Annotated in this window: 25 protein-coding genes; 10 read left to right on the top strand and 15 right to left on the bottom strand. The window is 63.2% G+C overall.

The annotated features are described in order from the left end of the window. Positions 1–35: 35 nt before the first annotated feature. Genes ACX3OZ_RS01475 through ACX3OZ_RS01460 form a run of 4 tightly spaced genes read right to left on the bottom strand, consistent with a single transcriptional unit; the run spans position 36 to position 3,481 of the window. The gene (locus ACX3OZ_RS01475; RefSeq protein WP_459095188.1) at positions 36–770 is read right to left on the bottom strand and encodes a GntR family transcriptional regulator; all 735 of its coding nucleotides are present in this window, start codon (positions 768–770) and stop codon (positions 36–38) included. Between the two features lie 10 nt (positions 771–780). Beyond that, complete coding sequence (locus ACX3OZ_RS01470) at positions 781–1,644, bottom strand: ABC transporter permease (protein ID WP_459095189.1); 864 nt, start codon at positions 1,642–1,644, stop codon at positions 781–783. Beyond that, positions 1,641–2,450, bottom strand: coding sequence for an ABC transporter ATP-binding protein (locus ACX3OZ_RS01465; RefSeq protein WP_459095190.1), 810 nt, complete (start codon positions 2,448–2,450; stop codon positions 1,641–1,643). The genes ACX3OZ_RS01470 and ACX3OZ_RS01465 overlap by 4 nt, the downstream gene beginning before the upstream one ends. Continuing rightward, complete coding sequence (locus ACX3OZ_RS01460) at positions 2,447–3,481, bottom strand: ABC transporter substrate-binding protein (RefSeq protein ID WP_459103675.1); 1,035 nt, start codon at positions 3,479–3,481, stop codon at positions 2,447–2,449. The genes ACX3OZ_RS01465 and ACX3OZ_RS01460 overlap by 4 nt, the downstream gene beginning before the upstream one ends. Positions 3,482–3,841: 360 nt before the next feature. Here ACX3OZ_RS01460 and ACX3OZ_RS01455 point away from each other — a divergent pair, with 360 nt between their 5' ends. Continuing rightward, the gene (locus tag ACX3OZ_RS01455; RefSeq protein WP_459095192.1) at positions 3,842–4,537 is read left to right on the top strand and encodes a fumarylacetoacetate hydrolase family protein; all 696 of its coding nucleotides are present in this window, start codon (positions 3,842–3,844) and stop codon (positions 4,535–4,537) included. 56 nt (positions 4,538–4,593) lie between these two features. Next, on the top strand, positions 4,594–5,280 hold the full coding sequence (locus ACX3OZ_RS01450) for a 4-carboxy-4-hydroxy-2-oxoadipate aldolase/oxaloacetate decarboxylase (RefSeq protein ID WP_459095193.1): 687 nt from the start codon (positions 4,594–4,596) through the stop codon (positions 5,278–5,280). A 13-nt stretch (positions 5,281–5,293) separates the two neighbouring features. Here the strand turns inward: ACX3OZ_RS01450 and ACX3OZ_RS01445 are convergent, their stop codons facing one another. Together ACX3OZ_RS01445 and ACX3OZ_RS01440 are read right to left on the bottom strand one after the other, a co-directional pair. Then, the gene (locus ACX3OZ_RS01445; protein WP_459095194.1) at positions 5,294–6,934 is read right to left on the bottom strand and encodes an ABC transporter permease; all 1,641 of its coding nucleotides are present in this window, start codon (positions 6,932–6,934) and stop codon (positions 5,294–5,296) included. Between the two features lie 5 nt (positions 6,935–6,939). Then, entirely contained in the window at positions 6,940–8,001 is a 1,062-nt protein-coding gene (locus ACX3OZ_RS01440; protein ID WP_459095195.1) for an ABC transporter ATP-binding protein, read from the bottom strand. Between the two features lie 130 nt (positions 8,002–8,131). Here ACX3OZ_RS01440 and ACX3OZ_RS01435 point away from each other — a divergent pair, with 130 nt between their 5' ends. Genes ACX3OZ_RS01435 through ACX3OZ_RS01425 form a run of 3 tightly spaced genes read left to right on the top strand, consistent with a single transcriptional unit; the run spans position 8,132 to position 10,995 of the window. Beyond that, positions 8,132–9,121, top strand: coding sequence for an extracellular solute-binding protein (locus ACX3OZ_RS01435; protein ID WP_459103674.1), 990 nt, complete (start codon positions 8,132–8,134; stop codon positions 9,119–9,121). A gap of 45 nt (positions 9,122–9,166) precedes the next feature. Further along, a complete protein-coding gene (locus ACX3OZ_RS01430) occupies positions 9,167–10,183 on the top strand; it encodes a hypothetical protein (protein ID WP_459095197.1) in 1,017 nt (338 codons plus the stop codon). Next, entirely contained in the window at positions 10,180–10,995 is an 816-nt protein-coding gene (locus ACX3OZ_RS01425; RefSeq protein ID WP_459095198.1) for a DeoR/GlpR family DNA-binding transcription regulator, read from the top strand. The genes ACX3OZ_RS01430 and ACX3OZ_RS01425 overlap by 4 nt, the downstream gene beginning before the upstream one ends. Here ACX3OZ_RS01425 and ACX3OZ_RS01420 read toward each other — a convergent pair. Then, positions 10,979–11,974, bottom strand: coding sequence for an LLM class flavin-dependent oxidoreductase (locus tag ACX3OZ_RS01420; RefSeq protein WP_459095199.1), 996 nt, complete (start codon positions 11,972–11,974; stop codon positions 10,979–10,981). The two genes, ACX3OZ_RS01425 and ACX3OZ_RS01420, sit on opposite strands and share 17 nt — an antisense overlap. 117 nt (positions 11,975–12,091) lie before the next feature. Here ACX3OZ_RS01420 and ACX3OZ_RS01415 point away from each other — a divergent pair, with 117 nt between their 5' ends. Next, positions 12,092–12,673: a TetR/AcrR family transcriptional regulator gene (locus tag ACX3OZ_RS01415; RefSeq protein WP_459095200.1), complete on the top strand. Its 582-nt coding sequence runs from the start codon at positions 12,092–12,094 to the stop codon at positions 12,671–12,673. 39 nt (positions 12,674–12,712) lie between these two features. Here the strand turns inward: ACX3OZ_RS01415 and ACX3OZ_RS01410 are convergent, their stop codons facing one another. The 7 genes from ACX3OZ_RS01410 to ACX3OZ_RS01380 form a co-directional block, all read right to left on the bottom strand. Further along, positions 12,713–14,365 (bottom strand): ABC transporter permease, encoded by a 1,653-nt coding sequence (locus ACX3OZ_RS01410; RefSeq protein ID WP_459095201.1) that lies wholly within the window; start codon positions 14,363–14,365, stop codon positions 12,713–12,715. After that, a complete protein-coding gene (locus ACX3OZ_RS01405; protein ID WP_459095202.1) occupies positions 14,362–15,447 on the bottom strand; it encodes an ABC transporter ATP-binding protein in 1,086 nt (361 codons plus the stop codon). Before ACX3OZ_RS01405 ends, ACX3OZ_RS01410 begins: the two co-directional genes overlap by 4 nt. A 31-nt stretch (positions 15,448–15,478) precedes the next feature. After that, complete coding sequence (locus ACX3OZ_RS01400) at positions 15,479–16,513, bottom strand: extracellular solute-binding protein (protein WP_459095203.1); 1,035 nt, start codon at positions 16,511–16,513, stop codon at positions 15,479–15,481. Between the two features lie 187 nt (positions 16,514–16,700). After that, positions 16,701–17,624, bottom strand: coding sequence for an NAD-dependent epimerase/dehydratase family protein (locus ACX3OZ_RS01395; RefSeq protein WP_459095204.1), 924 nt, complete (start codon positions 17,622–17,624; stop codon positions 16,701–16,703). A 35-nt stretch (positions 17,625–17,659) separates the two neighbouring features. Next, entirely contained in the window at positions 17,660–18,655 is a 996-nt protein-coding gene (locus ACX3OZ_RS01390; protein WP_459095205.1) for a glycosyl transferase family 90, read from the bottom strand. A 107-nt stretch (positions 18,656–18,762) separates the two neighbouring features. Further along, entirely contained in the window at positions 18,763–19,530 is a 768-nt protein-coding gene (locus ACX3OZ_RS01385) for an SDR family NAD(P)-dependent oxidoreductase (RefSeq protein ID WP_459095206.1), read from the bottom strand. Between the two features lie 31 nt (positions 19,531–19,561). Beyond that, complete coding sequence (locus ACX3OZ_RS01380; RefSeq protein WP_459095207.1) at positions 19,562–20,245, bottom strand: GntR family transcriptional regulator; 684 nt, start codon at positions 20,243–20,245, stop codon at positions 19,562–19,564. 126 nt (positions 20,246–20,371) lie between these two features. Here ACX3OZ_RS01380 and ACX3OZ_RS01375 point away from each other — a divergent pair, with 126 nt between their 5' ends. The 4 genes from ACX3OZ_RS01375 (at position 20,372) to ACX3OZ_RS01360 (ending at position 24,850) form a co-directional block, all read left to right on the top strand. After that, positions 20,372–21,907: an aldehyde dehydrogenase family protein gene (locus ACX3OZ_RS01375; protein ID WP_459095208.1), complete on the top strand. Its 1,536-nt coding sequence runs from the start codon at positions 20,372–20,374 to the stop codon at positions 21,905–21,907. A 180-nt stretch (positions 21,908–22,087) separates the two neighbouring features. Next, entirely contained in the window at positions 22,088–23,047 is a 960-nt protein-coding gene (locus ACX3OZ_RS01370) for a sugar ABC transporter substrate-binding protein (RefSeq protein WP_459095209.1), read from the top strand. 133 nt (positions 23,048–23,180) lie between these two features. After that, complete coding sequence (locus tag ACX3OZ_RS01365) at positions 23,181–24,125, top strand: ABC transporter permease (protein ID WP_459103829.1); 945 nt, start codon at positions 23,181–23,183, stop codon at positions 24,123–24,125. Then, positions 24,122–24,850 (top strand): ATP-binding cassette domain-containing protein, encoded by a 729-nt coding sequence (locus ACX3OZ_RS01360; protein WP_459095210.1) that lies wholly within the window; start codon positions 24,122–24,124, stop codon positions 24,848–24,850. The genes ACX3OZ_RS01365 and ACX3OZ_RS01360 overlap by 4 nt, the downstream gene beginning before the upstream one ends. A 9-nt stretch (positions 24,851–24,859) precedes the next feature. On the opposite strand, the gene ACX3OZ_RS01355 is transcribed toward ACX3OZ_RS01360, so the two are convergent. After that, positions 24,860–25,750: a LysR family transcriptional regulator gene (locus tag ACX3OZ_RS01355; RefSeq protein ID WP_459095211.1), complete on the bottom strand. Its 891-nt coding sequence runs from the start codon at positions 25,748–25,750 to the stop codon at positions 24,860–24,862. Between the last annotated feature and the right edge of the window lie 6 nt (positions 25,751–25,756).

Genomic DNA, 25,756 nt, shown 5'->3' with positions numbered 1-25,756 from the left:
GCCTCGCCGGGGGGGCGGCGCGGGTGATGGTTCGCCTATACCGCCGGCAGGCCCATCAGGGCGGCGCCTTGGCCGTCGGGGCCAGCGATCTGTTCTTCGATAAGGCGGAGCGTCAGTTCGTATTGGGCGATGAGGCGCTGCTTGGCCAGTTCGGCGTCGCCGTCCAGGGCGGCGTCCATCATCAGGCGGTGTTCCTGGTCGGTGTCGCGCCGGGGATAGCTGACCATGACGATGTAGCGGTAGCGCTCGGCGTGATCCATCATGTCGTTGCAGAACCGAATGAGCCAGGACGAGCCGCAGGCAGCAATCAGCGCGTTATGGAAAGCCCGGTGCTTGATTTCCCATTCGGTGTTGTCGCCATCCTCCTCGGGCAGGCGCACGCGCGTGCGGGCGAGGTGGTGGTGGGCCAGGATCAGATTGTCTTCCCAGGCCGGGGTCCGGTTGGCGATTGACTGTTCCAGTGCCATGCCTTCGAGCCAGCAGCGAGTTTTGACCAGCTCGCGCAGGCTGTCGATGGACAGTTGCGGCACGAAGAAGCCGCGCTGGTCGAAGCGGTCCACCAGACGTTCGGAGGACAGCCGGTTCAGCGCTTCGCGCACCGGATTGGCCCCGACGCCATAGCGGGCGCCGACAAATTCGATCTGCAGCTTCTGGCCGGGATTCAGCTCGCCGCGCAGGATATCCTGGCGGAGCTTGCGATAAACGATGGTTGCCGCCGTGGCATTATCCACGACGGCAGTGTGCTCTTTGGCAGTGGATTCAAGGCTCATTGATGCACTTTCATTGGCCGGAAAGGCCTTCGCCAAGGCTGGAGCGACGCCAGAACACAAGTTTGCGTTCGAGCCAGACCACACCCCAGAACAGGGAGAGCCCGAGCAGGCTCAGATAGGTAATCAGCGAGAAGACGCGCGGCGTATTCAACTGGGCGGCGGCGACACGGATAAGTTCGCCAAAGCCCTTGCCGCCACCGATGAATTCACCGGTGATGGCGCCGGCCATGACGCCCACGGCAGCCAGCTTGAGGCCGGTGAAAATCTGCGGCAGGGCCATGGGCAGCTTCATCTTGATCAAGGTCTGTAGGCGGGTAGCGCCCATGGTCTTGAACAGCATGCGGGCATTTTCCTCGGCGGCATGCAGGCCGGCGGCTGTGCCGACAACGATGGAAAAGGTGGCGATGAAGGCGGCCAGGGCGACCTTGGAGGAGATGCCGAAGCCCAGCCAACCCAGGAACAAGGGCGCGAAGGCGATCTTGGGCATGGTGTCGATGGCGACCAGATAGGGCATGACCGCGCGCTCGCCGAACTTGGTCTCACCCACCAGCACGCCGAGCGAAAAGCCGATGGTCAGCGCGATGGCGAAGCCGAGGACGACCTCGGCCGCGGTGATGCCGAGAGCGGGCAGCATATAGCCGCCAGTGATCAGGTTCTGCCCCACGAACAGGATGTCCATGAAGGTGGACCAGGGGGAGGGCAGAATGATGGGGGAAACGATGCTGAACCCGTGCACGGCCTGCCACAGCGCAATGAAGATAATGAAGAGCCCCAGCATTGCGACGGAACGCGGCACGCTGTCAATAAAGGAGACCGGCTCGGTCCATACGGTGTCGGCGACGGGAGGCTGCTGTTCGTGCGCAATGTCGGTCATATGAACGCTCCTTGGTCGAGCCGGGCCCTTATGCGCTGAACATAGGCGCCAAAGCGGGGCTCGCTCATCATATCGAGGGTTCGCGGGCGGGGCAGGTCGATGGTGACCGCTTCGACGAACCGGCCGGGGCGTGGCGACATGACATAGACCACGTCCGACAGGATCACCGCTTCCTGGATGGAATGGGTCACCAGGAAGGCGGTGGCATTGCGGGCCATGCAGATGCGCTGCAATTCCATATTCATGAAGTCGCGCGCCAATTCATCAAGCGCGCTGAAGGGTTCATCGAGCAGCAGAACCGCCGGCTCGGTGACCAGCATCCGGCAGATCGCCGCGCGCTGGGCCATGCCGCCGGAAAGTTCGTTCGGATAGGCATTTTCGAAGCCCTTGAGCCCGACGAGGTCGAGCAAGTCGCTCGCTGCTTCGTGCTTGCGGGCCGCGGCCGCCTTGCCATCGCGAATTTCGATCGGCAGCACGACGTTTTGCAGCGTGGTGCGCCAGGGAAACAACGTGGCCTGCTGGAACATCATGCCGATATCGCTGCGCGGACCGGTCACCGGCGTGCCTTCGAGCACGACGCTGCCCTGCGAAGGAGGCACCAGGCCCGACATGATCTTGAGCAAGGTGGACTTGCCGCAGCCCGAGGGGCCGATGACGGAGGAGAAACTGCCCTCGGTCAGCGTCAGGTCGACCGTGTCAAGCGCGTGCAGCTTGCGGCGGATGTAGCTCTTGGCCACGTTGCGCAACTGGTAGACAGGTCGGCCCAAAGGGCCAACCTGCGCATTATTTGTTGTCGCCGCAATCATTCGGCTGCGTTCCAGACTTCGACGAAGTCGTTGGTATAGACGGCGTTCAGGTCAGGCAGGGGTGCGGTCAGTTCACCGGTATCAAGCAGGCTCTGATGCCACAGTGCCCAATGCTCGGGCGGCTGGTAACCCCACAGCGCTGCCGGATCATCAAGCGTCGTGCGACCCATGATGGCGGTCAGCAGGTTGTCGGCGAAGGCCTTGTCTTCGCCTTCCTGGGGGTTGCCGGCAGCGGCACGGGCCAGGACGGCATCGCGATTGGCGGGATCGAGGGCGAACTTGTTAGCCCGGACATAGGCCTTGCCGAAGCCTTCGATCACGGCGGGGCTCTGCTCGATAAAGGCGTGCGTAGCGGCCCAGCCATTGCCGAAATAGGCGAGGTAGGCTTCGGGGGTGATTTCGCGCAGGTCAATGCCGCGCGACTCGATGATGGCCACGTCGCTGACAGCGGCAGCATAGGCGACCACTTCGTCATTGAGCAGCGCAGCCGCGGCGGTGCCGCCGTCGCCGATGGTGAGGAATTCGTAGTCAGTGCCTTCGGTAAAGCCGGATCCGGCCATGATGGCGCGGGTGAAACCCACTTCGGCGCCATCAGCGGTGCCGACGCCGATGACCGCACCCTTCAGATCGGCGGGGCCGGTGATGGCGGCTTCTTCCTTGACGACGAGGCCGAACACCGACTTGGCGAAGTTGTTGTAGATGAAGACGATGTCCTCACCACGGGCACGGGCATTGAGCACCGGACCAGCGCCGGGATTGCCGATCTGGGCCTGACCGGCCGCCATCATCTGCAGCACCGAGGCGGAGCCGTTCACCGTCTCGACGGTGACGTTGAGGCCTTCATCTTCAAAATAGCCTTCGCCGAGAGCCGTGTAGAGGGCGAAGTTGTTGATGGCCGATGGGTTGGGAATAACGATGGTGACATCGGTCAGGTCCTGCGCCTGGGCGGTGACGCCCGCCCCGGCGAGATGAGGCAAGGTTAGCAGCAGCGCCGCTCCGACTGCTGCCCGAAAATCCGTACGCATCTTCATTGAGTCTTCCTCCCTAATTGGACGGGACGTTGCCCGCCAGCCGTAGCTGAGCAACAATCTACATTATTGGAGGGGTCTGTCAAAAATATATATCATTCTCGCGTGTTTTGTTGGCGCGAAAGATTCACGCCGTATCAAAATGCCTTGAAATTGCGCATAAAATGGCCGGTCTTAGGGAGATTTTGTAGGCGAGTTGCAGCCAGCCCGCGTTTCTTGGCTTGCAATCCGCGCGCAGATCGCATCCATATCTTTTCGAATGAGGCTGGATAATAGATTTTCTGGCTGGTTCATCGCGATGATCTAGCATCGATATCCGAGAAAAGGACTTTCAAAGTCCGAAACCGAGCAGGAGGTTTGCCCATGGCAAAAAATGGATTTGTGATCGACGCTCCCGAACAGGTGAGCATTCCCGTGGCCGGCAGCAGCGACCGGTTTCCGGTGCGCCGCGTCTATTGCGTCGGGCGGAACTACGTGGCCCATGTGCGCGAAATGGGTGGCAGCGAGGACCGCGATCCGCCGATCTTCTTCCAGAAGCCAACTGACTCGGTGGTGCTGGACGGCGCGACCGTCGCCTACCCGACGATGACGGGCGATTATCACCATGAGATGGAGATGGTCGTGGCGCTGAAATCGGGCGGTTACAACATCCCCGCCGCCGAAGCGCTCGACCATATCTACGGCTATGGCGTAGGCCTCGACATGACGCGCCGCGATATCCAGGGCGGCGGCCTCCCCTGGGAAGTGGCCAAATCGTTTGATGAATCCTGCCCGGTGGGCGCGCTCTCGACCGTCGAAAGCGTCGGCCATATCGCCAGCGGCAATATCAAGCTGACGGTCAACGGCAAGGCGACCCAGGATTCGGACCTGAACCTGCTGATCTGGACCGTGCCCGAGATCATCGCCAACCTCTCGAACTATTTTGAGCTGAAGGCCGGCGACATCATCCTGACCGGCACGCCGCACGGCGTCGGCCCGGTCAAGACTGGCGACGTGCTGGTCGGCACCATCGACAAACTGGCGCCGCTGACGATCCATATCGGCGAAAACGCCGCCTAAGCGGGCAGGGCGGGTCGCTGCCCAGCGGCGATCCGCTCGATTGAGGGCGCTGGCATATGGTGAGCTTTGACTTCGGCTTTGAGCGTCCGGCACGCGATGCGCTGGCGGAACTGGGGCAATTTTCCTCGGCCACCATTCATGAAGCGATCGGGCAGCGCGGCGCGCTGCCCGGATCTATCAAGCCGATCGACGCCGCGATGCGGCTATGTGGGCCGGCGCTGACAGTGTTTTGTCCGCGCGGCGATAATCTGATGCTGCATGTGGCGATCGCCGAGGCGCAGCCGGGCGATATCCTGGTGGTCGACCACGAGGGCTCGATGGATGATGGCCCCTTCGGCGATGTGCTGGCCACCGCCTGTCTCGCCAAGGGCATTGCCGGTCTGGTGATCGATGGCTGCGTGCGCGACTTGAGCGCGATCAAGGCGCTGGGGTTTCCGGTATTTGCCCGCGGCGCCTCCATTGTGGGCACCGAAAAGGCGCAGCTGGGCTCGATTGGCCAAGTGCTGCGGTTCGGCGCTGTGCTGGTCGCGGCGGGTGACGCAATATTGGGCGACGAGGACGGCCTGGTCGTCGTCCCACGCCGCGAGATTGCCAGCGCGGCGGCGGCGTGCGCGGCGCGCGAGGCCAAGGAGGCTGACCTGCGGCAGGCGTTGCGGGACGGCGCGACGACGCTGGATCTGCTGAACCTGCGGGCGGGACTGCAGGCGCTGATCGACAAGGATCGCGACCGCAGCCCGGATTAGCGGCCAGCCGCTCTCAGAGCAATGCCTGCTCATTTCTCCCCATGAAGCGGAAGGCGATATAGACGGCCAGCCCGCTCATCGCCAACAACACCGTCGATAGCGCGGCGGCCGTACCGAAATCGCCGTCCAGAATCAGCAGGTAGATGCGCACCGGCATGGTCATGGTGCTGCCGACATAGAGCACCAGCGACGACGATAGCTCGTTGATCGCGGTGACGAAGCTCAGCATGCCGCCGGCGATGATGCCCGGAATGATCAGCGGTACGGTGATCTTGAGGAAGGCCTGGAACGGGCTGTAGCCCAGCGACACCGCCGCTTCCTCCATGCTGGGCGAAATCTGCCGCAGTGAGGAAGCCGTGGTCCGCACCGTATAAGGCAGCCGGCGGATGAAGATCGACAGCACGATGATCGCCGCCGTGCCGGTCAGCACGATGGGGCCGGTATTGAAGGCGGCGATGAAGGCGATGCCGATGACGATGCCGGGCATCACATAGGGGATCATGAAGGCGCCATCGAGCACCGAAGTGTTCAGATTGGTGCGCCGCGACACCAGCACGCCGATCAGCGTGCCGGCGATGACGATCAGCACCACCGCGCTGATCGAAAATGTCAGCGAGTTGCGGATCACGTCACCCAGATTGAACAGGATGCGCTCATAGCTCTGCAGCGCGAAGCCGGGCTGAAACACCGGGCCATTTGTCTTGCGGAACGAATAGATCACCGAGACGATCACCGGCGTCGCTCCGCACAGCCCGATCAGATAGACCGCGACATGGGCGAGCACATTGCGCCAGCCCTTGAGCTTGATGCGGATCGGCTTGTTGATCATGTTGCCATGATAGACATTGCGCCGCGACATGTAGCGCTGCAGCAGCACGAACACCATCGACACCAGGATCAGCACCACCGAGATGGTGGTGGCCATCGACATGTTGGAGCCGACTTCGGCAGAATAAAGCGTATAGGCCTCCGTCGCCAGCACGTTATAGCCACGGCCCAGCAGACGCGGTGTGCCGAAATCGGCGATGGCATGGATCAGCGCCAAAAGCCCGCCTGCCGACAGGGCCGGGAACACCATGGGGAAGGAAATCTTGAGCGTGCGCTGCCACGGCGTCAGCCCCAGCCCCTCGGCCGCTTCCTCCAGCGAGCGGTTGACGTTGCTCAGCGCCCCCGAGACCATCAGGTAGACGTAAGGGTAAAACTTGAGCGAAAACACCATCAGGATGCCGCCCACGCCATAGACCGGTGGCATATTGATGCCGATGTCGCGCAAGGCCCCGCGCACCACCCCGCCCGCGCCGAACAGCACGATCCAGGAATAGGCCCCGATAAAGGGCGGCGACACCAGCGCCAGAATCGCCAGCAGCGAGACGAATTTGCCGCCGCGAATTTCGAAGCGCGACACGCAAAAGCCCATGATCGAGCCGAGCAGCAGCGCGCCGATCAAGCCGCCAAAGCCCACCACCAGCGTATTGATGAAGGCATTGTGGAACCGGGATTCCCCCAGAAATTTCAGATAATTGGCAAAGGTGAAATTGCCTGACTGGTCGAACAGGCTCGACAGCAGCACATTGCCCACCGGCACGAACAGCAGCCCGATCAGCAGCAACCAGGTGCAGATCATGACGCCGGTCCAGAAATTGAAACGCGGCATGAGGCTCACTCCCCGGTCGCGAGGCGTTTGCCGGCGGCGTCGAACGCCATCGGCGCGCTGCGCTCGATCAACACGCTGACCGGCTCGCCCGCGCCACGTGTCGCCTCGATCCCCGGATTGGAGACATGCACCACCAGATCGCCAATCTCGGTCTTGACCAGCACATGCGCCTCGCGTCCGAGATAGGTGTATTTCTCCACCGTGCCGGGCACCGCCGCCACGCCGTCCGTGCTGCCGGCACCGGCCTCTCCCAACCCCAGCCGCTCCGGCCGCGCGGCCCATGACGCATTTGGTGCCGAGAGCTTGAGCTGGTCCAGCACCGCCTTGAAGATATCATTGTCGGAAAAACTATTGAGCGTGCCGACGAATTCGGCCACGAACCGCGTCTGCGGATCGCCGTAAATCTGCTGCGGCGTGCCGATCTGCTCGATCTTGCCGGCGCTCATCACGCAGATGCGGTCGGAGATCGCTAGCGCCTCTTCCTGGTCGTGCGTCACATAGATGGTGGCGATATCGACCTGTTTCTGGATGTCGCGGATTTCCTCGCGCAGTTCGATACGCAGCTTGGCGTCCAGATTGGATAGCGGCTCATCCATCAGCAGCAGTTGCGGATTGATCACCATGGCGCGGGCCAGCCCGATGCGCTGCTGCTGGCCGCCCGACATGGCCGCCGGCAGGCGCTCGGCCATGGCGCCCAGCCGCACCGCCGCCAGCGCCTCGGTCACCCTTGTCTGGATTTCGGCCGGCGGCACTTTGCGCGGCTTCAGCCCGAAGGCGACATTGTCGAAGACGCTGAGATGGGGAAACACCGCATAGTCCTGAAACACCATGCCGATGTCGCGCTTATGCGGTGGCACCTGGCGCAGATTCGCCCCGTCGAGCGTGATTTCGCCCGAGGTCAGATCGTTAAAGCCGGCAATCGAGCGCAGCAGCGTGGTCTTGCCGCAACCGCTCGGCCCCAGCAGCGTAAAGAACTCGCCGCGTTCGACCGCAATCGACACCCCGCCCAGTGCCATGAAGTCGGCGCCGAACTGCTTGATGGCATTGGTGACGGTCAGATAGCTCATGCAACGCTCCCCCGGGCAGTTTGCCTCTGCCGCCAGAGAACAGGCATAGTTTTCGTATTGCAACATTTTTCTGCGCGGTTCAGGATCGCGGTGATCTCAAAATGATCCAAAACGAACGGGAGGACGTGCCTTGAACATTCGCAAACGTACATTTCTCACCCTGTCCGCGGCGCTAATTGCCTCGACCAGCCTGACTGGGCTGGCGCTGGCGCAGTCCGGCTCGGTGGTGATCTATACCGCCCATAAATCCTCGATCGTCGACACTCTGTTGCCGATTTTCGAGCAGGAAACCGGGCTCAAGGCCGAAGTGGTCAAGCTCGGCTCCGGCGATATCGCCAAGCGCACCAATGCCGAAGCCGGCGCCCCCGCCGCCGACGTGATCTGGTCGATTTCGGGCAGCTCGCTGACCGAACTGGCCGACAAGCTCGAACCCTATACCCCGGCCGATTTCGACAAGATTGATCCGCAGTTCATCAGCGACCCGTCCTGGACACCTTACACCGCCGTGGTTTACGTGCTGGCGGTCAACACCGATCTGCAGCCGCTCGACACCGCGCCCAAGACGTGGGCCGAACTGGCTGATCCCAAATGGCACGGCCAGATCGCCTCGGCCCGCGCCGATGGTTCGGGCTCGGCCATGCAGCAGCTGACCACCGTGCTGACGGTGTTCGGCGACAAGGGCTGGGATGAATATGCCGCCATCGCCAAGAACTTCGTCTTCGCCGACAGCTCGGGCGCCGTGCCGCGCTTCGTGGCCGATGGCGAAGCCTCGATGGGCCTGACACTGGAAGACAATGCGCTGGAATATGTCCAGGGCGGTGCGCCGATGGCCATCGTACACCTGACCGATGGCACTGCCGCAACGCCCGATGGCGTCGCGCTGGTCAAGGGCGGCCCCAATCCCGAAGGCGGCAAGGCCTTCATCGATTGGGCCATGTCAAAATCGACCCAGGAAAAGCTGGCCATGGATATCGGCCGCCGTTCGGTGCGTCTCGATGTGGCCGGCCCGGCCGGTACGCCAAACCTGGCTGACCTGACGCTGGTCGACGTCAAGCCGCTCTCCGATTTCGGCGGGGCCGAAGCGGTGCTGGCCAAATGGCGGACGGCTATCGGCGAATAATCGCCAGCCATCCTCGACTAAACGAATGACGACAAGAAGGTTGGTATGAGGCAGCTCGAAGCGTTCACGCTAGGCAAGAAAATTGGCCACCCAGAAGCCAATGAAGACAGCCTCGTTATCATGCCTGACCTCGGTTACGCCGTTATCGACGGCGTAACCGACCGCAACGGCACCCGTTATGGCGGCATGCTGTCCGGCCGCTACGCCTCGCGCACCGTGCGGCGGGCGCTGGAAAAATTCATCCTGGCGCAGGGCCAGCCCGATCGGCCCGACCTGCAATTTCAGGGCGGCGAGCATCTGATCGCCTATCTCAGCGCCGCCATCCACCAAGGCTATGTCGATCACGGCGCGCTCGACGCGGTCACCGCCGACTGGAAGCTGCGCGCCGGTTGCACCGTCATGGCTGCGTTCCAGCTGGGCGAGCGGCTCGAGATCGTCGCGGTCGGTGATAGCGGCATCCGCATCAATGGTGATGACGTGTTGCAGGTGCTGAAGCCCCTCGACGATGTCACCGCCATTCTGCGCCGCGAGACCTGGCACTATTTTGAGGCATTGGGTCGCTCCCTTGCCGAAGCCGACCGGCAGGCCGCCGCCATGACTTGGCAGGGCACCCGCAATCAAACCGCCGGCACACCGACCGCCGATCCCACCGTGATCGCCGCCATCGAGCAGCGAGCCCTGGCCGCCTGCCGGGCGCACCTTCCCGCTGTACCCGACGTCGAACTGCTCAAGCTGATCCAGCACGGCATCTCGCATGGCCAAGGCGATTTTCAGAACCTCACCGAACCGGCTTTGGGCTATGGCGGGCTTGACGGCTTTGCCGTGCCGTCGCGCTTCATCGAAACCCGCAGCTACGCACTGGCCGATATCGACACCATCGAATTGTTCTCGGATGGCTATTTCAAGCTGGGAGAGGGCTTTGGCGTTGCCGCCTGGGAGGCCGGATTTGCCGAAGTGGAGGCCGAAGATCCGCACAAGATCGGCCGCTATATGAGCACCAAGGGCACCACTGCCACCATGCTGACCGACGACCGCAGCTATCTCGGTATTCGCCTGAAATGAGTGGTCATCCGTCCCCCGAAAATGCCAGTCCGACACCGGCGCGCGGTGGCGGCACGCGCTTGGGGGAGCGGCAGAGCGCCATTCTCGAAGCCGTGCGCACCAATGGCGCCGCCTCGGTGGCCGATCTGGCGGTTCGGTTTGAGGTGACCAGCCAGACGATCCGCCGCGATTTGCGCCTGCTCGAAACCAAGGGCCTGCTGGTCAAGGGCTTTGGCGGCGCCTTTGCCTCGCCCGGCGTCGCCCATCATTCCTACAATGAGCGGCAGACGGTGCAGGTCGCGGTCAAGCAGCGGCTGGTGGCGGCGCTGGAGGAATTCCTGGTGCCAAATGCCACGGTATTTGTCGGGCTGGGCACCACGTTTCACGCCCTGCACGAAATCCTGGCTCGCCATCCCGGCGTGTTGATCGCCACGCCCAATCTGGAAGTGGCCTATTCCTGCGCGCTCAAGACCGACGCCACCGTCTATGTCTATGGCGGCTATGTGCGCAACAAGGATTCCTCAGTGCTGACGCTGGCCGATTCCAACCGCCAGCGCTTCAAATTCGATATTGCCATCATCGGCGCCAGCGCCATTGATCGCGATGGCGCGGTGCTGGAATTCGATCCGATGGAGGTCGATCTGGTGCGCGATATTCTGCCCCAGTCCCGCCGGGTCATTCTGGTGGCGCACCAAGACAAGTTCAACCGCCAGGCGCCGCATCAGGTGACCAGGCTGGCCGATATTGACGTGCTGATCACCAATGGCGATCCGACCGACCGCTTCGATGATCCTGCCGTGCTGTCCCACCTGCGCGTTATCGCCCTGCCGTGATGCCGGCCGCTTCGGCAATGAGCTGCAACGACTGCAGTCTTTGCGCATGGTCGTACACGTCCGAAACGACGATCAGCTCGTCGGCTGCGGTTTCCTTGACCAGCGCCTCAATACCCGCGCCAACGGTCTGCGGCGATCCGATGATGGAGCGGGCCAGCATGCGTGAGGCCTGCGCCTTTTCCGCCGGCGACCAATAGCTTTCGATATCCTCGATCGGCGGCTGGCTCAGGCCGCGCGTGCCGCGCAGCATGCTGGCGAAGGACATTTGCTGGGTGGTCGCCAGCCGGCGCGCTTCCGCGTCGGTTTCGGCGGCAATGATATTGACGCCAACCATGGCATAGGGGCGTTCGAGCTGTTCCGAGGGCTTGAACCGGCTGCGATAGATCTCCAGCGCCGGCAGCAGCAGTTCGGGGGCAAAATGGGAAGCGAAGGCGTAGGGCAGGCCGAGTTCGGCCGCCAGCATGGCGCCGAAATTGCTCGATCCGAGAATCCAGAGCGGGACATTGCTGCCCGCAGCCGGAACCGCCTCGATGCGCTGCCCGGGTCCTGCCGGCGCCAGGAATGCCTGCAATTCGAGCACATCCTGGGGGAAACGTTCGGCGCTTTGGGGATCGCGGCGCAAGGCTCTGACCGTGAGCTGGTCCGTGCCCGGCGCGCGGCCGAGCCCGAGATCGATGCGACCCGGAAACAGCCGCTCCAGCGTGCCGAACTGCTCGGCAATGATGTAGGGGGCGTGATTGGGCAGCATGATGCCGCCCGCACCCACACGGATGGTTTTTGAGCCGGCCGCGATATGGGCCAGCACGATCGAGGTGGCCGCGCTAGCGATGCCGGGCATGTTGTGATGCTCGGCGACCCAGATGCGGTTATAGCCCCATTGTTCGGCATGGGCCGCCAGGTCGCGGGCATTGTCCAGCGCGCCCTTGGCGTCGGTCTCTTCGGTCACGCGGACGAGCTCGAGAATGGATAGTGGCGTCATGGATCGCTCCTTGCTGATCTGGTCAGTCGGCTCCGGCCAAGCGGAGGCGTCCTCCATTTGTCTTGACGCTATATGGAGGCTGCCTCCATATTGTGTCAATCCAGCAGGGGGACCCGCATGACAATCGAGCCAGTGAATGATGAGACCCCCGGGCTGCGTGCCGACGCAAGGCGCAACCGCGATCGCGTTCTCAAGATTGCCATGCAGCATTTCGCGTCGCATGGGGTCAATGCCTCGCTGGAGGAGATCGCCAAGGCCGCCGGCGTGGGGGCAGGGACGCTGTACCGGCATTTCCCCTCGCGCGAAGCCTTGCTCGCTGCGGCATTGCAGGACCGGCAGGCGGAGCTACGCGAGCAGGCCCGGATTGCGCATGAGATCGCCGACGCCGACGATGCCCTGTCCGCCTGGTTGGATGCGCTGCAGCATTATCTGCGCAGCTTTAACGGGTTGCCCGAGCCGGTGCTCACGGCGGTCAAGGAGCGCGCCTCGCCCCTGACGCTGTCCTGCGACGCTCTGGTCCGGATCACTGGCGAGTTCCTGGCGCGGGCGCAACAGCATGGCCGCGCGCGCGCTTCGGTGACGGCCAATGATTTGTTTTTGAGCACGCTTGGCGTCGCCTGGGTGCTCAATCGGCCTGAAACCCATGGCGCTACCGCGCATGGGCTGAACGCGATTTTTGCGCATGGCTATCGGAACTGAGCCGGTAATCGCCGTCTCAGTTCCGCACCGTCTTCCGCGTCAAACCCGCAATTCCTTCTGGCCCCCGGGCAGCCGCATCAGCAGGATCAGCGACAGCATGGTGAGCCCGAGCAATAGCGTCGAGAGGGCCGCCGCAGTGCCGAGCTGGCCACGGATCACCTCGGCATAGATGCCGAGCGACAGGGTCTGGGTCGAGGTGTTGTAGAGGAACAGCGTCGTACTCAGCTCGGTGATGATGGTGACCCAACTCAAGATCGCCCCGGAAAGGATTCCGGGCGCGAGGGCGGGGACGATGATCCGCATCAGCGTGCGGAATTTGGATGCACCCAGACTCACCGCCGCCTCTTCGATGCTAGGGTTGAGCTGGTACATCAGGGCGGTCGTCGAGCGCACCGAGTAGGGAAGACGCCGGATCGTCAGCGCGATCACCATGATGGCGAAGGTCCCGGTCAGGATCAGTGGCCCCTGGCTGAAGGCCGTCACCAGCGCGATGCCGATCACAAGGCCAGGCACCACATAGGGCACCATCGTCATGGTATCGAGCGTGCCGCTGAGCATGCCTTTGCGCCGCACGGTGAGGTAGGCAACCAGCACGGCAATGGCCACCAGGATCACCAGCGCGGTAATCCCGATGCCGAAGGTGTTGCCGACATAGCGCAGGATGTCGCGCTGGGAATCCAGATAGTTCTCGAACGAGAAGCCATCAACGAACTGGCCATAGCGCGTGTTGCGGAAGGAACTTATGACCACGACCACCAGCGGCGCCAGCGCCAGCGTCAGGAAGCCATAGACATAGAGATGGGCCGCAACGCCGCGCCAGCCGGGCAGCCGGCGTGGTTCGATCGAGCGCAGCGCCGTCATGGAGAATTTCTGCCGGTCGACCAGATATTTCTGCACCAGGAACACGCCCAGCGTCACCACGATGACAATCACCGATACGGCGGCGGCAAAGCTCCTATCGGTGCTCACCTCACCCACGAAGGAGCTGTAGATGAGCACTGGAACGGTGCGGAAACCCTGACCGATCAGCATCGGCGTACCGAAATCGGCAAAGGCGCGCACGAAGACCAGCAGACTACCCGCCAGCACGGTGGGCCACAGCAAAGGCGAGATGACCTGCACCGCGCGCCGCCACCCGGTGACGCCCATGCTCTCCGAGGCTTCCAGCAAGGACACGTCGATCGTGCGCCAGGCCCCCATCAGATAGGTGAAGATCAGCGGCACCAGCTGCAGGGTCAGCACCAGAACGATACCGGCAAAACCGTAAATGCTGGGCGGCTTGACCCCGAATATGCTCTGAAACAGCTGGGTGATCATGCCGTTATTGCCCAGCAGCAGGATCCACGAATAGGCGCCGATGAAGGGCGGCGACATCATCGACGCCAGGATCAGCATCTGCACGGTACGGTTGCCGCTGATGCGGAACATCGTCATGAAATAGGCCAGCGGGAACGCCACGACGAGCGCCAGCACGGTCACGCAGACGGTGACCAGCATGCTGTTGATCAAGGTTCCGTAATACAGGCGCGACGAGAAGAACTTCTCGAACCCGGCGAGCGAAAACTCGCCGCCGCCAGCGAAACTGCTGATCATGACCATGATCAGCGGCCAGATCACCATCAGCAGATAGCCACCGGTAAGCGCGACCGCCACCGTGGTCCAGCCGTCAAAGCGGTCGCCGGGGCCCTTCATTTGCCTGCTGCCCGCATGATCGACACGCCGGTTTCGGCATCGAAATAGGTCAACATCGCGGTGTCGAGCAGCAGAGAGACCTTTTCACCACGCTCCCAGAGGGCGGCGCGACGAGAGAATTCAAGGAATTCCACGGTTTCGCCCGAGCTCAATCGCGCCCGTATTTGCGAGTGCGAGCCAAGGAAAGTCTCGTCCATCACCTCGGCATTGAGGCCACCGTCGCCCACCCGCACAGCTTCGGGACGTACCGAAATCTGCACCCGGCCGGTTGCCCCTGGGTCGATGGTCGCGGTCACGTCGATCACAACGCCATCGCCCAGATCAAGCACTGTCGCGCCGTCGCGATGCTGGAGTTCGCGCTCGATCAAATTGGTCTTGCCGATGAACTCGGCGACGAAGCGGTTGGCCGGATTGCGGTAGATCTCCGCCGGCGAGCCGACCTGTTGCACCACGCCCAGATTCATCACCGCGATCCGGTCAGAAACCGCCATCGCCTCTTCCTGGTCGTGGGTCACGTAAACCGTGGTGATCTTGGACTCGCGCTGGGCTTCGCGGATGGTGTCGCGCATTTCGACACGCAGTTTGGCGTCGAGATTGGACAGCGGCTCATCCATCAGCAGCACGGCCGGTTTGATCACCAGGGCACGCGCCAGCGCCACGCGCTGTTGCTGCCCACCCGACATTTCGCCGGGGAGGCGATCCTTGAGATGCGCCATGTGCACCTGATCAAGCGCCACGCCCACCCGTCGGGCGCTTTCCGCCCGCTCGACATTGCGGGTCTGCAAGCCGAAGGCGACGTTTTTTCCGGCGCTCATCTGCGGGAACAGCGCATAGCTTTGGAACACCATGCCTATATTGCGCGCGGCGGGTGAGTGATCATTGATCACCACATCGTCGAACGAGATGGTGCCGGATTCAATCGAATTGAATCCGGCGATCATGCGCAGCAAAGTGGTCTTCCCGCAGCCTGATGGTCCAAGCAGCGTGAAGAATTCGCCGTTGCGGATGTCCAGGTCGAGACTGGGGATCGCGACCTGGCCGTTATATTCTTTGCGCAGGGAGCGCATCGCGATGCTGGTCACCGGAGCGCTCCCGCATTGATCCCGTTAAGCGTCAAAACTGCGCCTCAAGAATAGCGCGATACTTTGCCACAAGGTCATCGCGATGGGCGGACACATAGGCACCGTCTTCCTGGACGGTTGGGATGTCGGCCAGGGCCGGCAGGCCGGGCTTGGTCACGCCATCGCGCAGCGGACGACCGGCGGTCTTTTCAGCGATGATGGTCTGGCCTTCTTCGGAGATCACGAAGTCAATGAAAGCGTGCGCGGCGGCAGGATTGGGGCCGTCCTTGATCACCTGAATGGTGGCCGGGAGGAACGCAGCGCCTTCCTTGGGATAGACGATTTCGACCGGAGCGCCGCTCAGGACGAAGTTCAGCGACAGCGGCTCGTAGGTGAGGCCAACGATATATTCGCCGGCAGCCACGTCCTTGGCCACCTGGCTCGACGACCCGATGGAGATGCCGTCGAGCTGGGTTACCAGCGCCGTCACATAATCCCAGCCGGCCGCGGATTCGTAATCACCACCGACGGCCTTGAGCATGTTGGTGAGCTGGGCAAAGGCCGACGACGACGCCGTCGGGTCGCCAAAGGCAATCTTGCCCTTCAGCTCGGGTGCCAGCAGATCGGCATAGCTGGTGATTTCGAGGCCTGCCGCCGCGGCGGCTTCGGTGTTGACGAGCAGGTTGGAGCCGTCAGCCTGATAGGGCGTGAAGAAGCCTGTGGTGTTCTTGCCGGCCTCGACCATGGAGGCGTCCTGCGGCGAGACATATTCGCCCCACAGCTCGAGATTGGCATTGGCCTGCGCTGCGCCACCGCCGAACATGACGTCGCCTTGCGGGCGGCCGGCCTCGCTGCGCACACGCTGGTACAGCTCGCCGGTACCGGCGGTGATCAGCTCGACCGAAACGCCGGTCTCGGCTTCAAAGACCGGAATGAGGCTGTCCAGCATGCCTTCTTCGTTGGGCGTGTAAACCACCAGCGTCGACCCCGAAATGGCCCCGTCCTGAGCCTGCGCGCCAATAACGGTCGGCAGCGCGAGCGCGATGACGGCAAGAGCTGTCGCGCTGAAGAAATTAGTACGGGGCATTGAGGTTCCTCCCATTGGGCAATTGTGACCAAACTGTCACAAACATTGCATCCTTTACGGGGGCTTGCCACCTCATAAACATGGCTTTCCCCGTTCTGGCGCAACAGCCGTCGGCCGTCCCGCATGGCGCGGTAACGGGGCCCAACTCGGCAAATGAGAAACCTTGATGTGGCTCCGGGATTTACGCCTAGCGGAGCAGGTCGTCCCGGTAATGCGCTATGGTGCGGCGCAAGCCCTCCGCCAAAGCGATTTCGGGTTGCCAGCCGAGGCGAGCCCGGGCGCGGCCGATATCGGGGCAGCGCTGCATCGGGTCATCGACCGGCAGGTCGCGGTGGACCATGGCGGATCGAGAATCGCAGGCCTGCCGAATCGCGTCGGCCAGTTCGGCGATGCTGACTTCGTGCGGATTGCCGATATTGATCGGCTCGGGCCCCAGGCCGGGCAACGCATAAAGCCGCATTAAAGCGGCCACCGTGTCCGCGACATAGCAGAGCGAGCGGGTCTGCGTGCCATCGCCGTAGATGGTCATGGGCAGGCCCGCCAAAGCCTGGGTGACGAAATTGGAGATGACGCGGCCATCGTCCGGCGCCATGCCGGGGCCATAGGTATTGAAGATGCGGGCGATGCGGACATCCATCCCATATTGCCGCGCATAGTCTGTGCACAGCGTTTCGGCGGCGCGCTTGCCTTCGTCGTAGCAGGCGCGGGGGCCGATCGGGTTGACGTGGCCGAGGTAGTCCTCGCGCTGCGGATGCACCTTGGGATCGCCATAGACCTCGCTGGTCGACGTCTGCACCAGCCGGGCGCCGAGAACACGGGCCCTGGTCAGCAGATTGTCGGTGCCGATGACGTTGATCCGCAGCGTATTGATCGGATCGCGCTGATAGGCCGGCGGGGATGCCGGGCAGGCCAGGTTGAAAATACCATCGGCCAGGAAGTCGGGCAGCGCCAGAATATCGGCTTCGATCAGGTCGAAGCCATCTCGCTTTAGCAGCGGCGCCAGACGGTGGCGTGAACTGGTCTGGAAGTTGTCGATGCACAGCACGCTGGCGCCGGCATCGAGCAGCGCGGTGCAGAGGTGCCGGCCGATAAATCCGGCGCCGCCAGCCACGGCAATGCGCTGGCCGGCGAAATGATCATCTAGGCTCAGTTGGTGTTCCAGTTCTGCTCTACGCTCTGCACGGCGATGGCCGTTTCGGCTTGCAGGGTCATGCTGCGCGCCAGTTGCTGGCCCCGGGCGGCGATGGCCTGCGCCTCGCGATCATGGCTGCGGACCCAATCGATTTTTTCGAGCAGGTCAGTCATGTCGGCCCGGACCGGGACGAAATGTTGCCACGGCAGTAGCCGGTCGTACCACCATTGGCGGTAGCCGTCGGCGCTTGCCACCTTGAGCACGCAGCAGCCGAAATGCAGGCGGGTGATGAGATTGGACCACGCATTGGTCCAGCCATCGATGTCGATGGCGAATTTGTCGCCCAGCCACTGTGACTCAGGGCGTTGGGCGCCGACAATGCCGAGGGGAGCAAAACCGGACAGCCTCCGCCCTGCGCCTTGCCCCGAGATCAGCTTGGCGTCGATGCCCGACGCCGCTTTGGCCAGCAGGCAGAGGCGGGCACGCTGGATGACGCGGGGATTGGCTGCATCCTCGGCGACCTGGGGATGGATGCCATCGCCATTGGCGCCGCCGCGCCAGACGATGATGTCGCTGCGCCGCGCCCATGCGAGGCCGGCAGTCTCGGCGAGCGCGCGTTCGGCGCTGAAGCCATGGCGCAGAATGAAATAGCGATCCGGCACGGGAATAGTGTGCTGGGTTCGGCTCGATGGAGTGAAGCGGGCGTCGCTAGCCTCATGGCCATCGCTGCAGGCGCAGCTCATGGCCATCACGGCGGGCGGGCAATGGGACAGCAGATAAAGATAGGCGGTGATGCTCTCGCGCTGCATGAACACGACATGGGTCGGGTCGGCGGGCAGGGCGATTTCGATCCGGCCATTGTCCCGCAGCAGGGTCACGTCGGCGCGGTGACTGGTGGGCGGCAGGGATTTTCGGCCCAGCGAGTGGGATAGACCCAGGCGCGCCATTGAGCGCCAAAGCTGGTAGCGCAGCAGGCGGTGCAGGGCGGCACGGCGGAGATCTGCTGACAAGATGGCTCGAAGGTAACTGAGAGGCGGGGCGCATCTCTATCTGGCCCACAGGCGCGGCTGTCAACGCATTGGGCGTCGATTTATTCAGTCGCTTCAATCATTTCGCGCTAGCTGGCCCAGCCGCCATCGACCAGAAATTGCTGCGCCGAGATCATGGCGCTATCTTCGGCGGCGAGGAACAGGGCCATGCCTGCCACATCCTCGGGATAGACCCGGCCGGTGAGCGCCTGGCTGTCGTCGATGAGCTTTTCCGTCGCGTCGTCGAGCCAGTGGGTCAGTTGGCGCTCGGTCATGACCCAGCCCGGAACCAGCGTATTGACGCGGATGCCATGCTGGCCCAGTTCGCGGGCCATCGACCGCGTCAGGCCATGCGCGGCGGCCTTGGCCGTCTCGTAGAGCGGCAGCAGCGGCGCCATGATCATCCAGCTGATCGAGCCGGTATTGATGATCGAGCCACGCCCGGCGGCGATCATGCCCGGAGCGACCGCCTGCATGGCAAAGAAGCTGTGCTTGAGATTGACCGCCATGCGCTCGTCCCAATAGGCGGGCGTGACCTCGGCCCATTCGTGCCGCTCGTCATGCGCGGCATTATTGATCAGCACCAGCGCGTCGCCATGTTCGGCGGCCAGCGTGGCAATGGCGGCCTGATAGGCTGGCGTGTCGGTGATATCGCAGCCCACGAAGCGGGCGCTCTGGCCGGCTGCTACCAGTTCCGCCGCCAGCTGCGCCCCGCGTTCAGCCTGGATATCGACGAAGCCGACCTTGGCCCCCTGGGCCGCAAAGCTGCGCACCAGCGCTTCGCCGATGCCCGAGGCGCCGCCCGAAATGACGACGGGGGTGCCAACAAGGCTCGGGTAGCGGGCGGTGTTGGTCATGGGCAGGCTCCGATCAGTGATAAGGCGCGGGCTAGATGAACAGGCTGGCGTGCCGGGTTTCAAGCTCGGGCAGGTCGTCAAGGATGCTGCCCAGATGCAGGGCCATGGCACTTTGCGCCGCCTCCACATCATGGGCATCGATGGCGGCCATGATGGCCTGATGCTCGCGCACCCGGCGCTGCATGTCGGCTTCGCTCTGCAACGTCATGTTACAGACCCGGTCCATATGCGTCTTCATGTCGGCAATGGCGATCCACGCGATGCCGACGCCGGCCCCGGTGGCGATGGCGATGTGGAAGGCCTCGTCATGCTCGCGGAAGGCGGCGTGATTGAGCGTGCTGGCCGCCTCCTCCTGCTTGAGCATCAGGCTGGCGATGCGCTTGCGCTGCCAGGCGTCGAAAGACTGCGCCGCCTTGGCCACCACGGCGATTTCCACCGATTGGCGCACAAACAGCGCTTCGGTCATTTCCTTGGCCGAAATCCGCGCCACCACCGTGCCGCGATACGGCCGAATCTCGATGAGCCGCGAATTGGCGAGCCGGATCAACGCCTCGCGCACCGGCTGGCGCGAGACGCCCAGCCTGGTCGCGATATCCTGTTCGGAAAGGCGTGAGCCGGGCTTCAGCTCCAGCTCGATAATGGCGCGGCGCAGATCCTTTTCGATCGATGCCGCAGCGCTTTCACCGCTCTCTGCCGTCTGTAATTCCAGAGTCATACTACATCTCACCCGGGTCATTGACAGGGTTGTCAATGCACCATACGATACCATACAATTCCATACAAGGCGCGGTTCAACCGGCCTGACAGTCTCGGGGAGGGCGGGTTTCAACCCGCCATTGCGATGGTCATACAGTCACGCTTTCAGGACAATTTCGTCGTGCCGAACCTTAGTGACCCGCGACTGGCGAGTAAACACGCCTATCGCATGCTGATCGACGGCAAGTCGGTCGCGGCGCAGTCCGGCAAGACCATGGAGCGCGAGAGCCCCGGCCACCGCGGCAAGGTCGTCAGTGAATGGCCGGAGGGCGGTGCCGCCGATACGGCGCTTGCCATCGGCGCGGCGCGGCGCGCCTTCGACACTGGTCCCTGGCCGCGCATGAGCGGGGCGGAGCGTTCGACCATCCTGCATGCGGTCGCCGCCGGCATTTTGCAGCATATCGACGAGCTGGCGCTGGTCGAATGCCTCGAAACCGGCAAGCCGCTGAGCCAGGCGCGGGGCGAGATCGGCTATTGCGCCGATCTGTGGACCTATGCCGCCGGCCAGTCCCGCGGGTTGGAGGGGGACACGCATAACGCCATCGGCGCCAATCGGCTCGGTCTGGTACTGCGTGAACCGGCCGGTGTCGTCGGCATTATCACACCGTGGAATTTCCCCTTCGTCATCGTGTCCGAGCGGGTGCCGTGGGCGCTGGGCGCTGGCTGTACCGTCGTGGTCAAGCCCAGCGAAGCCACCTCGGGCACCACTATCCGCCTCGCCGAAATCGCGCTTGAAGCCGGGCTGCCGGCCGGGGTGTTCAATGTCATCACTGGCTATGGCCCCGAGGTTGGCCAGGTGCTGGCCGAAGACCCGCGCGTCGATGTTCTGGCCTTTACCGGCTCGGTGCGCGTTGGCACCCATCTCGCGGGTCTGGCGGCCAAGGGGGTCAAGCGCGTCGGGCTCGAACTGGGCGGCAAGGGGCCGCAGATCGTGTTCGCCGATGCCGATCTCGAAGCGGCGGCCGATGGCATTGCCTATGGCGTCTATCACAATGCCGGCCAGTGCTGCATTTCCGGCAGCCGGCTGATCGTCGAAAATTCCATCCGCCCGGCGCTGCTGGAGCGGCTGCTCGATCTGTCGCGGCGTCTGCCCTTCGGTGATCCGCTGGGACCCACCACCCGCTTTGGCGCCATGGTCTCCCAGGCTCACACCGAAAAAGTCGCCAGCTACGTGGCCGCCGGCATCAAGGAAGGCGCCGAATTGCTGTTGGGCGGCGATATGGTGGCGGCATCGTCCGGCAATTTCTTTGCCCCGACGGTTTTCGACAATGTGCGGCCCGAAATGCGGATCGCCCAGGAGGAAATCTTCGGGCCGGTACTGGCGACCATTGGCTTTGATACGCCCGAGGAGGCCGTGGCGCTTGCCAATGGCACCCCCTTCGGTCTGTCCGCCAGTGTCTGGTCGCGCGACCTCGAGACCGCCATTCAGACCACCCGCAAATTGCGCGTCGGCCGCTGCTGGATCAACTCGGTCATCGACGGCACGCCGGAATTGCCCATCGGCGGCTACAAAAAAAGCGGCACCGGCCGCGAACTCGGCCGCTACGGCTTTGATGAATATTCCCAGTTCAAGGGTCTGCATATGACGCTTGGGCGGGGAGAGCCCTGGTTCCAGCACTGAGGAGGGCTGTCAGGAAAAGTGGACACCACTTTTCCGGTTCGACAGCGCGACCAAACGAAAAAGTTTGGCGGGCCGGAGCCAGGGAAGACGGATTCGGACGGCGTAATCTTTGGTCGGAGCACGCCAGCCGAAGCGGGAACCGAGGAGGGACCCGCAGCGATCCAAAGGGAGGATTAAGCGATGAAATTGACCAAGTCAAAGGCCGCTCTACTGGCCGGATGCACCCTGTTTGCCAGTGCCTGTGGCGCTATCGCGCAGGATCAGACGCCGGTCTCGGCGACCATGATCATCTATCTCGACCCCAGCGTGCAGTTCTTCAATCCCGTGGTCAAAGGCGCGCAGGACGCCGCGGCGGCCTTCGGCGTCGATCTCGACGTGCAATATGCCAATAATGATCCGGTCCGGCAGAATGATCTGATCGAAAGCGCCGTCGCCGCCGGTGTCCAGGGCATCGCCGTGGCCATCTCCAGCTCGGATGCCTTCGACGAAAGCATCTGCGCTGCCGTCGAGTCCGGGGTCATCGTCATCGGCTTCAACAATGACGATCTCGAAGGCGCCCAGGGCAATTGCCGCCAGGCCTATGTCGGCATGGACGAATTCGCCTCCGGCTACGAACTCGGCATCCGCATGATCGAAGCCTTCGATCTCAAGGAAGGCGACACCGTCTTCAACCCGCGTGAAATCCCCGAGGCGAGCTTCGCCGTGGCGCGCGGCGGCGGCATCGAAAAGGCAATGGCTGAGCATGGCATCAAGGTGGAGACGGTTCGCTCCGGTCTCGACCCCGCCGAAGCCCAGAACATCATGGCCCAGGTGCTGATCGCCAACCCGAACATCAAGGCGCTGTTCGGCACCGGTTCGGTGACCTCCACCGTGGGGGCCGGCGCGATCAAGGATGCGGGTGTCGACATTCCGTTCGGCGGCTTCGACCTGGCGGTCGAGATCGTCAACGCCGTCGAGTCCGGCGCCATGTTCGCCACCATGGACCAGCAACCCTATTTGCAGGGCTATTATCCGATCGCCCAGATCGCCATGGCGGCGCGCTACGGCCTGACGCCGACTGACGTCGATACCGGCCAGGGCGCCTTCCTCAATCAGGAACGCATTGGCGTCGTCAAGCCGTTCATCGGCACCTATCGCTGATCCATTGGCCCCGGCCATTCGCCGGTCGGGGCCAACTTCTCGAACCAGGACATAACCCGTGACCGCCATGATCAATGATCGCGCCGCCACGCCCGGACTGACGGCCGCCGCATGGCTTCACCGCCTGCTGAGCATGCCCGCGGGCGCCATCCTGCTGGTCTTTTTGGCCGTGCAGATTGCCTGCATCACCGCCGGACTGCTCTTCCCCGACGACTTCCGCTATTTGTCGTCGCAGAATATGGGCATTCTCATGCGCTCGGTGCCCGTGCTGGGGTGTCTTGCCCTCGGCGTCGGGGTGCTGATGATCGCCGGCGAGTTCGATCTGTCGATCGGCTCGGTTTACACCTTCACCGCCATCGTCATGGCCATGCTGGTCAGCAATGGCGTCGACGCCTTCCTTGCGGCACCGGCCGGCCTGCTGATCGGCGCCGCCATCGGCCTGCTCAATGGCGCGCTCACCCTGCGCTTCAACCTGCCCAGCTTCATCGTCACCCTGGGCGGGCTGCTGTTCTGGCGCGGCGCGGTGCTGCTGATCAATGGTGCTGTTCAGGTGCGCTTCGATCCCAATCCGCTGTTCAACGAGCTGTTCTCCGGCACGCTATTGGGCATCAACGCCGCCTTCATCTGGTTCATCGCCCTTTGCCTGGTGTTCTGGGCGCTGCTGCATCGCCACCGCTTCGGCAACCACGTCTTTGCCACCGGCGGCAATCGTTCGGCGGCCACCGCCATCGGCGTCAACACCAATCGCATCAAGCTGATCGCCTTTGCCATTGCCGGCTTCATGGCGGCCTTTGCCGGCATTCTGGCCACCACCCGCGTCGGCAGCGTGCAGCCGCGGCAGGGCGCGGGCCTCGAACTGCAGGCCATCGCCGCCTGCGTCATCGGCGGCCTGTCATTGCGCGGTGGCCGCGGTTCGATCCTGGGCGTGTTTCTCGGCGTGATGCTGATTTTTACCATCACCGACGTGCTGCTGCTGATGCGGGCGCCCGGCTTCTATCTCGACATGTTCATCGCGACGCTGATCGTGGTGGCTTCGATCTTCAATCACGGCCTCGACCGCCGGGGAGCCTCGTCATGAGCCTGCTTGCGCTGCACAATATCAATAAATCCTTCGGCCCCCTCAAGGCGCTGACCGATCTCAGCTTCGAAGTCGGGCATAGTGAAGTGGTCGGGTTGCTGGGCGACAACGGCGCCGGCAAGTCGACCACGGTCAACATGCTCTCGGGCATCCATCAGCCCAGTTCGGGGCATATCAGCGTCGAGGGCGTGCAGCAGGATTTCACCTGCCGCCGCGATTCCGCCGAGGCCGGCATCGAGACGATCTACCAGAACACCGCATTGGTCGATTGCCTCTCCATCTCGCGCAATATCTTCCTGGGGCGCGAGATCACCGACCGCTTCGGCTTTCTCGACCTCAAGCAGATGCGCGACATCGCCATGCAGGTGCTTGAAAGCGCTGTGCATATTTCGGGCATCGACTCGCCTGACAAGCTGGTGGGCGATCTGTCCGGCGGCCAGAAACAGGCCGTCGCCATCGCGCGGGCGGTGTTCTTCAAGCGACGGGTGCTGCTGCTCGACGAACCCACCTCAGCCCTATCGGTGCGCGAAACCGAGGCCCTGCTGCATCAGGTGCTCAAGCTCAAGGCCGAGGGCGTGTCGAGCGTGCTGGTGACGCATAATCTCTACCACGCCTACCAGGTCTGCGACCGCTTCGTCATCATGAGCCACGGCACCAAAGTCTTCGACGTCGCCAAGGCCGACACCACCATTGAGGAACTGACGCAACACGTCGTGCTGACGTAACCGCGCCGGCTAGGGGTGGGCCAGTTCCGTGGCCAACAGGTCGAACACCACCCGGACGCGGCGGCTGGTGTTGAGTTCGCGATGCGCCACCAGCCAGATGGGAAATAGCAGCGGCTCAAGGTCCGGCAGCACCCGCCGCACCAGCGGCTCGGCGTCGCCAACATTGCCGTCCTGAATGCCGATGGCGATGCCGTGCTTCACATATTCCCACATCACCAGATAGTTCTCGGTGAGGATGGGAAAATTGCGCTCGGTCAGATTGAGCCCCATGGCGTTGAGCCCCTTGAGGAACATGCCCGAGCTGTCGATGCTGATGAAATCGGCGTTCCGTAGCTCATAAGGCAGCTTCGGATTGCCTATGCGGTCGAGATAGGCCGGCGTGGCGTAGAGCCGGGCCGGGATGTCGCGGATTTTCCGGGCGATCAGATCGGGCTCGGTCGGGGCGAAGTTGCGCAGCGCGATATCCGCCTCCCGCCGCCGCAGATTGCTGGCGCGCGACGAGGCGACGATCTCGATATGGATGCCCGGATGGGTGATGCGCAGCTTGGCGATCACCGGCGGCAGCAGCAGCGCTGCATGGGTCTCGCTCGCCGCAATGCAGATCGTTCCTTCGATCGACTGCGATTGCCCGGCGGCGGCTAGTGACACCAAGCCCGCCGCGTCGCCCATGGCGCGCACATGCTCAAGCAGGTCGAGCCCGCTCGGAGTGAGGATAAAGCCGCGCCCGACCCGTTCAAACAGGATGACGCCGAGTTCCTCCTCAAGCGCATCCACCTGCCGCCCGAGCGTGGGCTGGGTCATGCCCAGCGCCCGCGCCGCTGCCGAGAGCGAGCCCTCTTCGGCCGTGACGAGAAACGCCCGAGCCCGGTTCCAGTCGAATTTTACCGCCCGCCAATCCATGCATAA

This window comes from Devosia sp. A369 (genome assembly GCF_054489345.1).
The sequence above is the reverse complement of the archived record's forward strand: the minus strand, read 5'-3'. Positions and strand labels throughout refer to the sequence as shown.

Bases quoted from the DNA above. Each gene is read 5' to 3' on its own strand.
- ACX3OZ_RS01475 (WP_459095188.1), bottom strand. From the start codon at position 770: ATGAGCCTTGAATCCACTGCCAAAGAGCACACTGCCGTCGTGGATAAT.
- ACX3OZ_RS01470 (WP_459095189.1), bottom strand. From the start codon at position 1,644: ATGACCGACATTGCGCACGAACAGCAGCCTCCCGTCGCCGACACCGTA.
- ACX3OZ_RS01465 (WP_459095190.1), bottom strand. From the start codon at position 2,450: ATGATTGCGGCGACAACAAATAATGCGCAGGTTGGCCCTTTGGGCCGA.
- ACX3OZ_RS01460 (WP_459103675.1), bottom strand. From the start codon at position 3,481: ATGAAGATGCGTACGGATTTTCGGGCAGCAGTCGGAGCGGCGCTGCTG.
- ACX3OZ_RS01455 (WP_459095192.1), top strand. From the start codon at position 3,842: ATGGCAAAAAATGGATTTGTGATCGACGCTCCCGAACAGGTGAGCATT.
- ACX3OZ_RS01450 (WP_459095193.1), top strand. From the start codon at position 4,594: ATGGTGAGCTTTGACTTCGGCTTTGAGCGTCCGGCACGCGATGCGCTG.
- ACX3OZ_RS01445 (WP_459095194.1), bottom strand. From the start codon at position 6,934: ATGCCGCGTTTCAATTTCTGGACCGGCGTCATGATCTGCACCTGGTTG.
- ACX3OZ_RS01440 (WP_459095195.1), bottom strand. From the start codon at position 8,001: ATGAGCTATCTGACCGTCACCAATGCCATCAAGCAGTTCGGCGCCGAC.
- ACX3OZ_RS01430 (WP_459095197.1), top strand. From the start codon at position 9,167: ATGAGGCAGCTCGAAGCGTTCACGCTAGGCAAGAAAATTGGCCACCCA.
- ACX3OZ_RS01425 (WP_459095198.1), top strand. From the start codon at position 10,180: ATGAGTGGTCATCCGTCCCCCGAAAATGCCAGTCCGACACCGGCGCGC.
- ACX3OZ_RS01420 (WP_459095199.1), bottom strand. From the start codon at position 11,974: ATGACGCCACTATCCATTCTCGAGCTCGTCCGCGTGACCGAAGAGACC.
- ACX3OZ_RS01415 (WP_459095200.1), top strand. From the start codon at position 12,092: ATGACAATCGAGCCAGTGAATGATGAGACCCCCGGGCTGCGTGCCGAC.
- ACX3OZ_RS01410 (WP_459095201.1), bottom strand. From the start codon at position 14,365: ATGAAGGGCCCCGGCGACCGCTTTGACGGCTGGACCACGGTGGCGGTC.
- ACX3OZ_RS01400 (WP_459095203.1), bottom strand. From the start codon at position 16,513: ATGCCCCGTACTAATTTCTTCAGCGCGACAGCTCTTGCCGTCATCGCG.
- ACX3OZ_RS01385 (WP_459095206.1), bottom strand. From the start codon at position 19,530: ATGACCAACACCGCCCGCTACCCGAGCCTTGTTGGCACCCCCGTCGTC.
- ACX3OZ_RS01380 (WP_459095207.1), bottom strand. From the start codon at position 20,245: ATGACTCTGGAATTACAGACGGCAGAGAGCGGTGAAAGCGCTGCGGCA.
- ACX3OZ_RS01375 (WP_459095208.1), top strand. From the start codon at position 20,372: ATGGTCATACAGTCACGCTTTCAGGACAATTTCGTCGTGCCGAACCTT.
- ACX3OZ_RS01370 (WP_459095209.1), top strand. From the start codon at position 22,088: ATGAAATTGACCAAGTCAAAGGCCGCTCTACTGGCCGGATGCACCCTG.
- ACX3OZ_RS01365 (WP_459103829.1), top strand. From the start codon at position 23,181: ATGCCCGCGGGCGCCATCCTGCTGGTCTTTTTGGCCGTGCAGATTGCC.
- ACX3OZ_RS01360 (WP_459095210.1), top strand. From the start codon at position 24,122: ATGAGCCTGCTTGCGCTGCACAATATCAATAAATCCTTCGGCCCCCTC.
- ACX3OZ_RS01355 (WP_459095211.1), bottom strand. From the start codon at position 25,750: ATGGATTGGCGGGCGGTAAAATTCGACTGGAACCGGGCTCGGGCGTTT.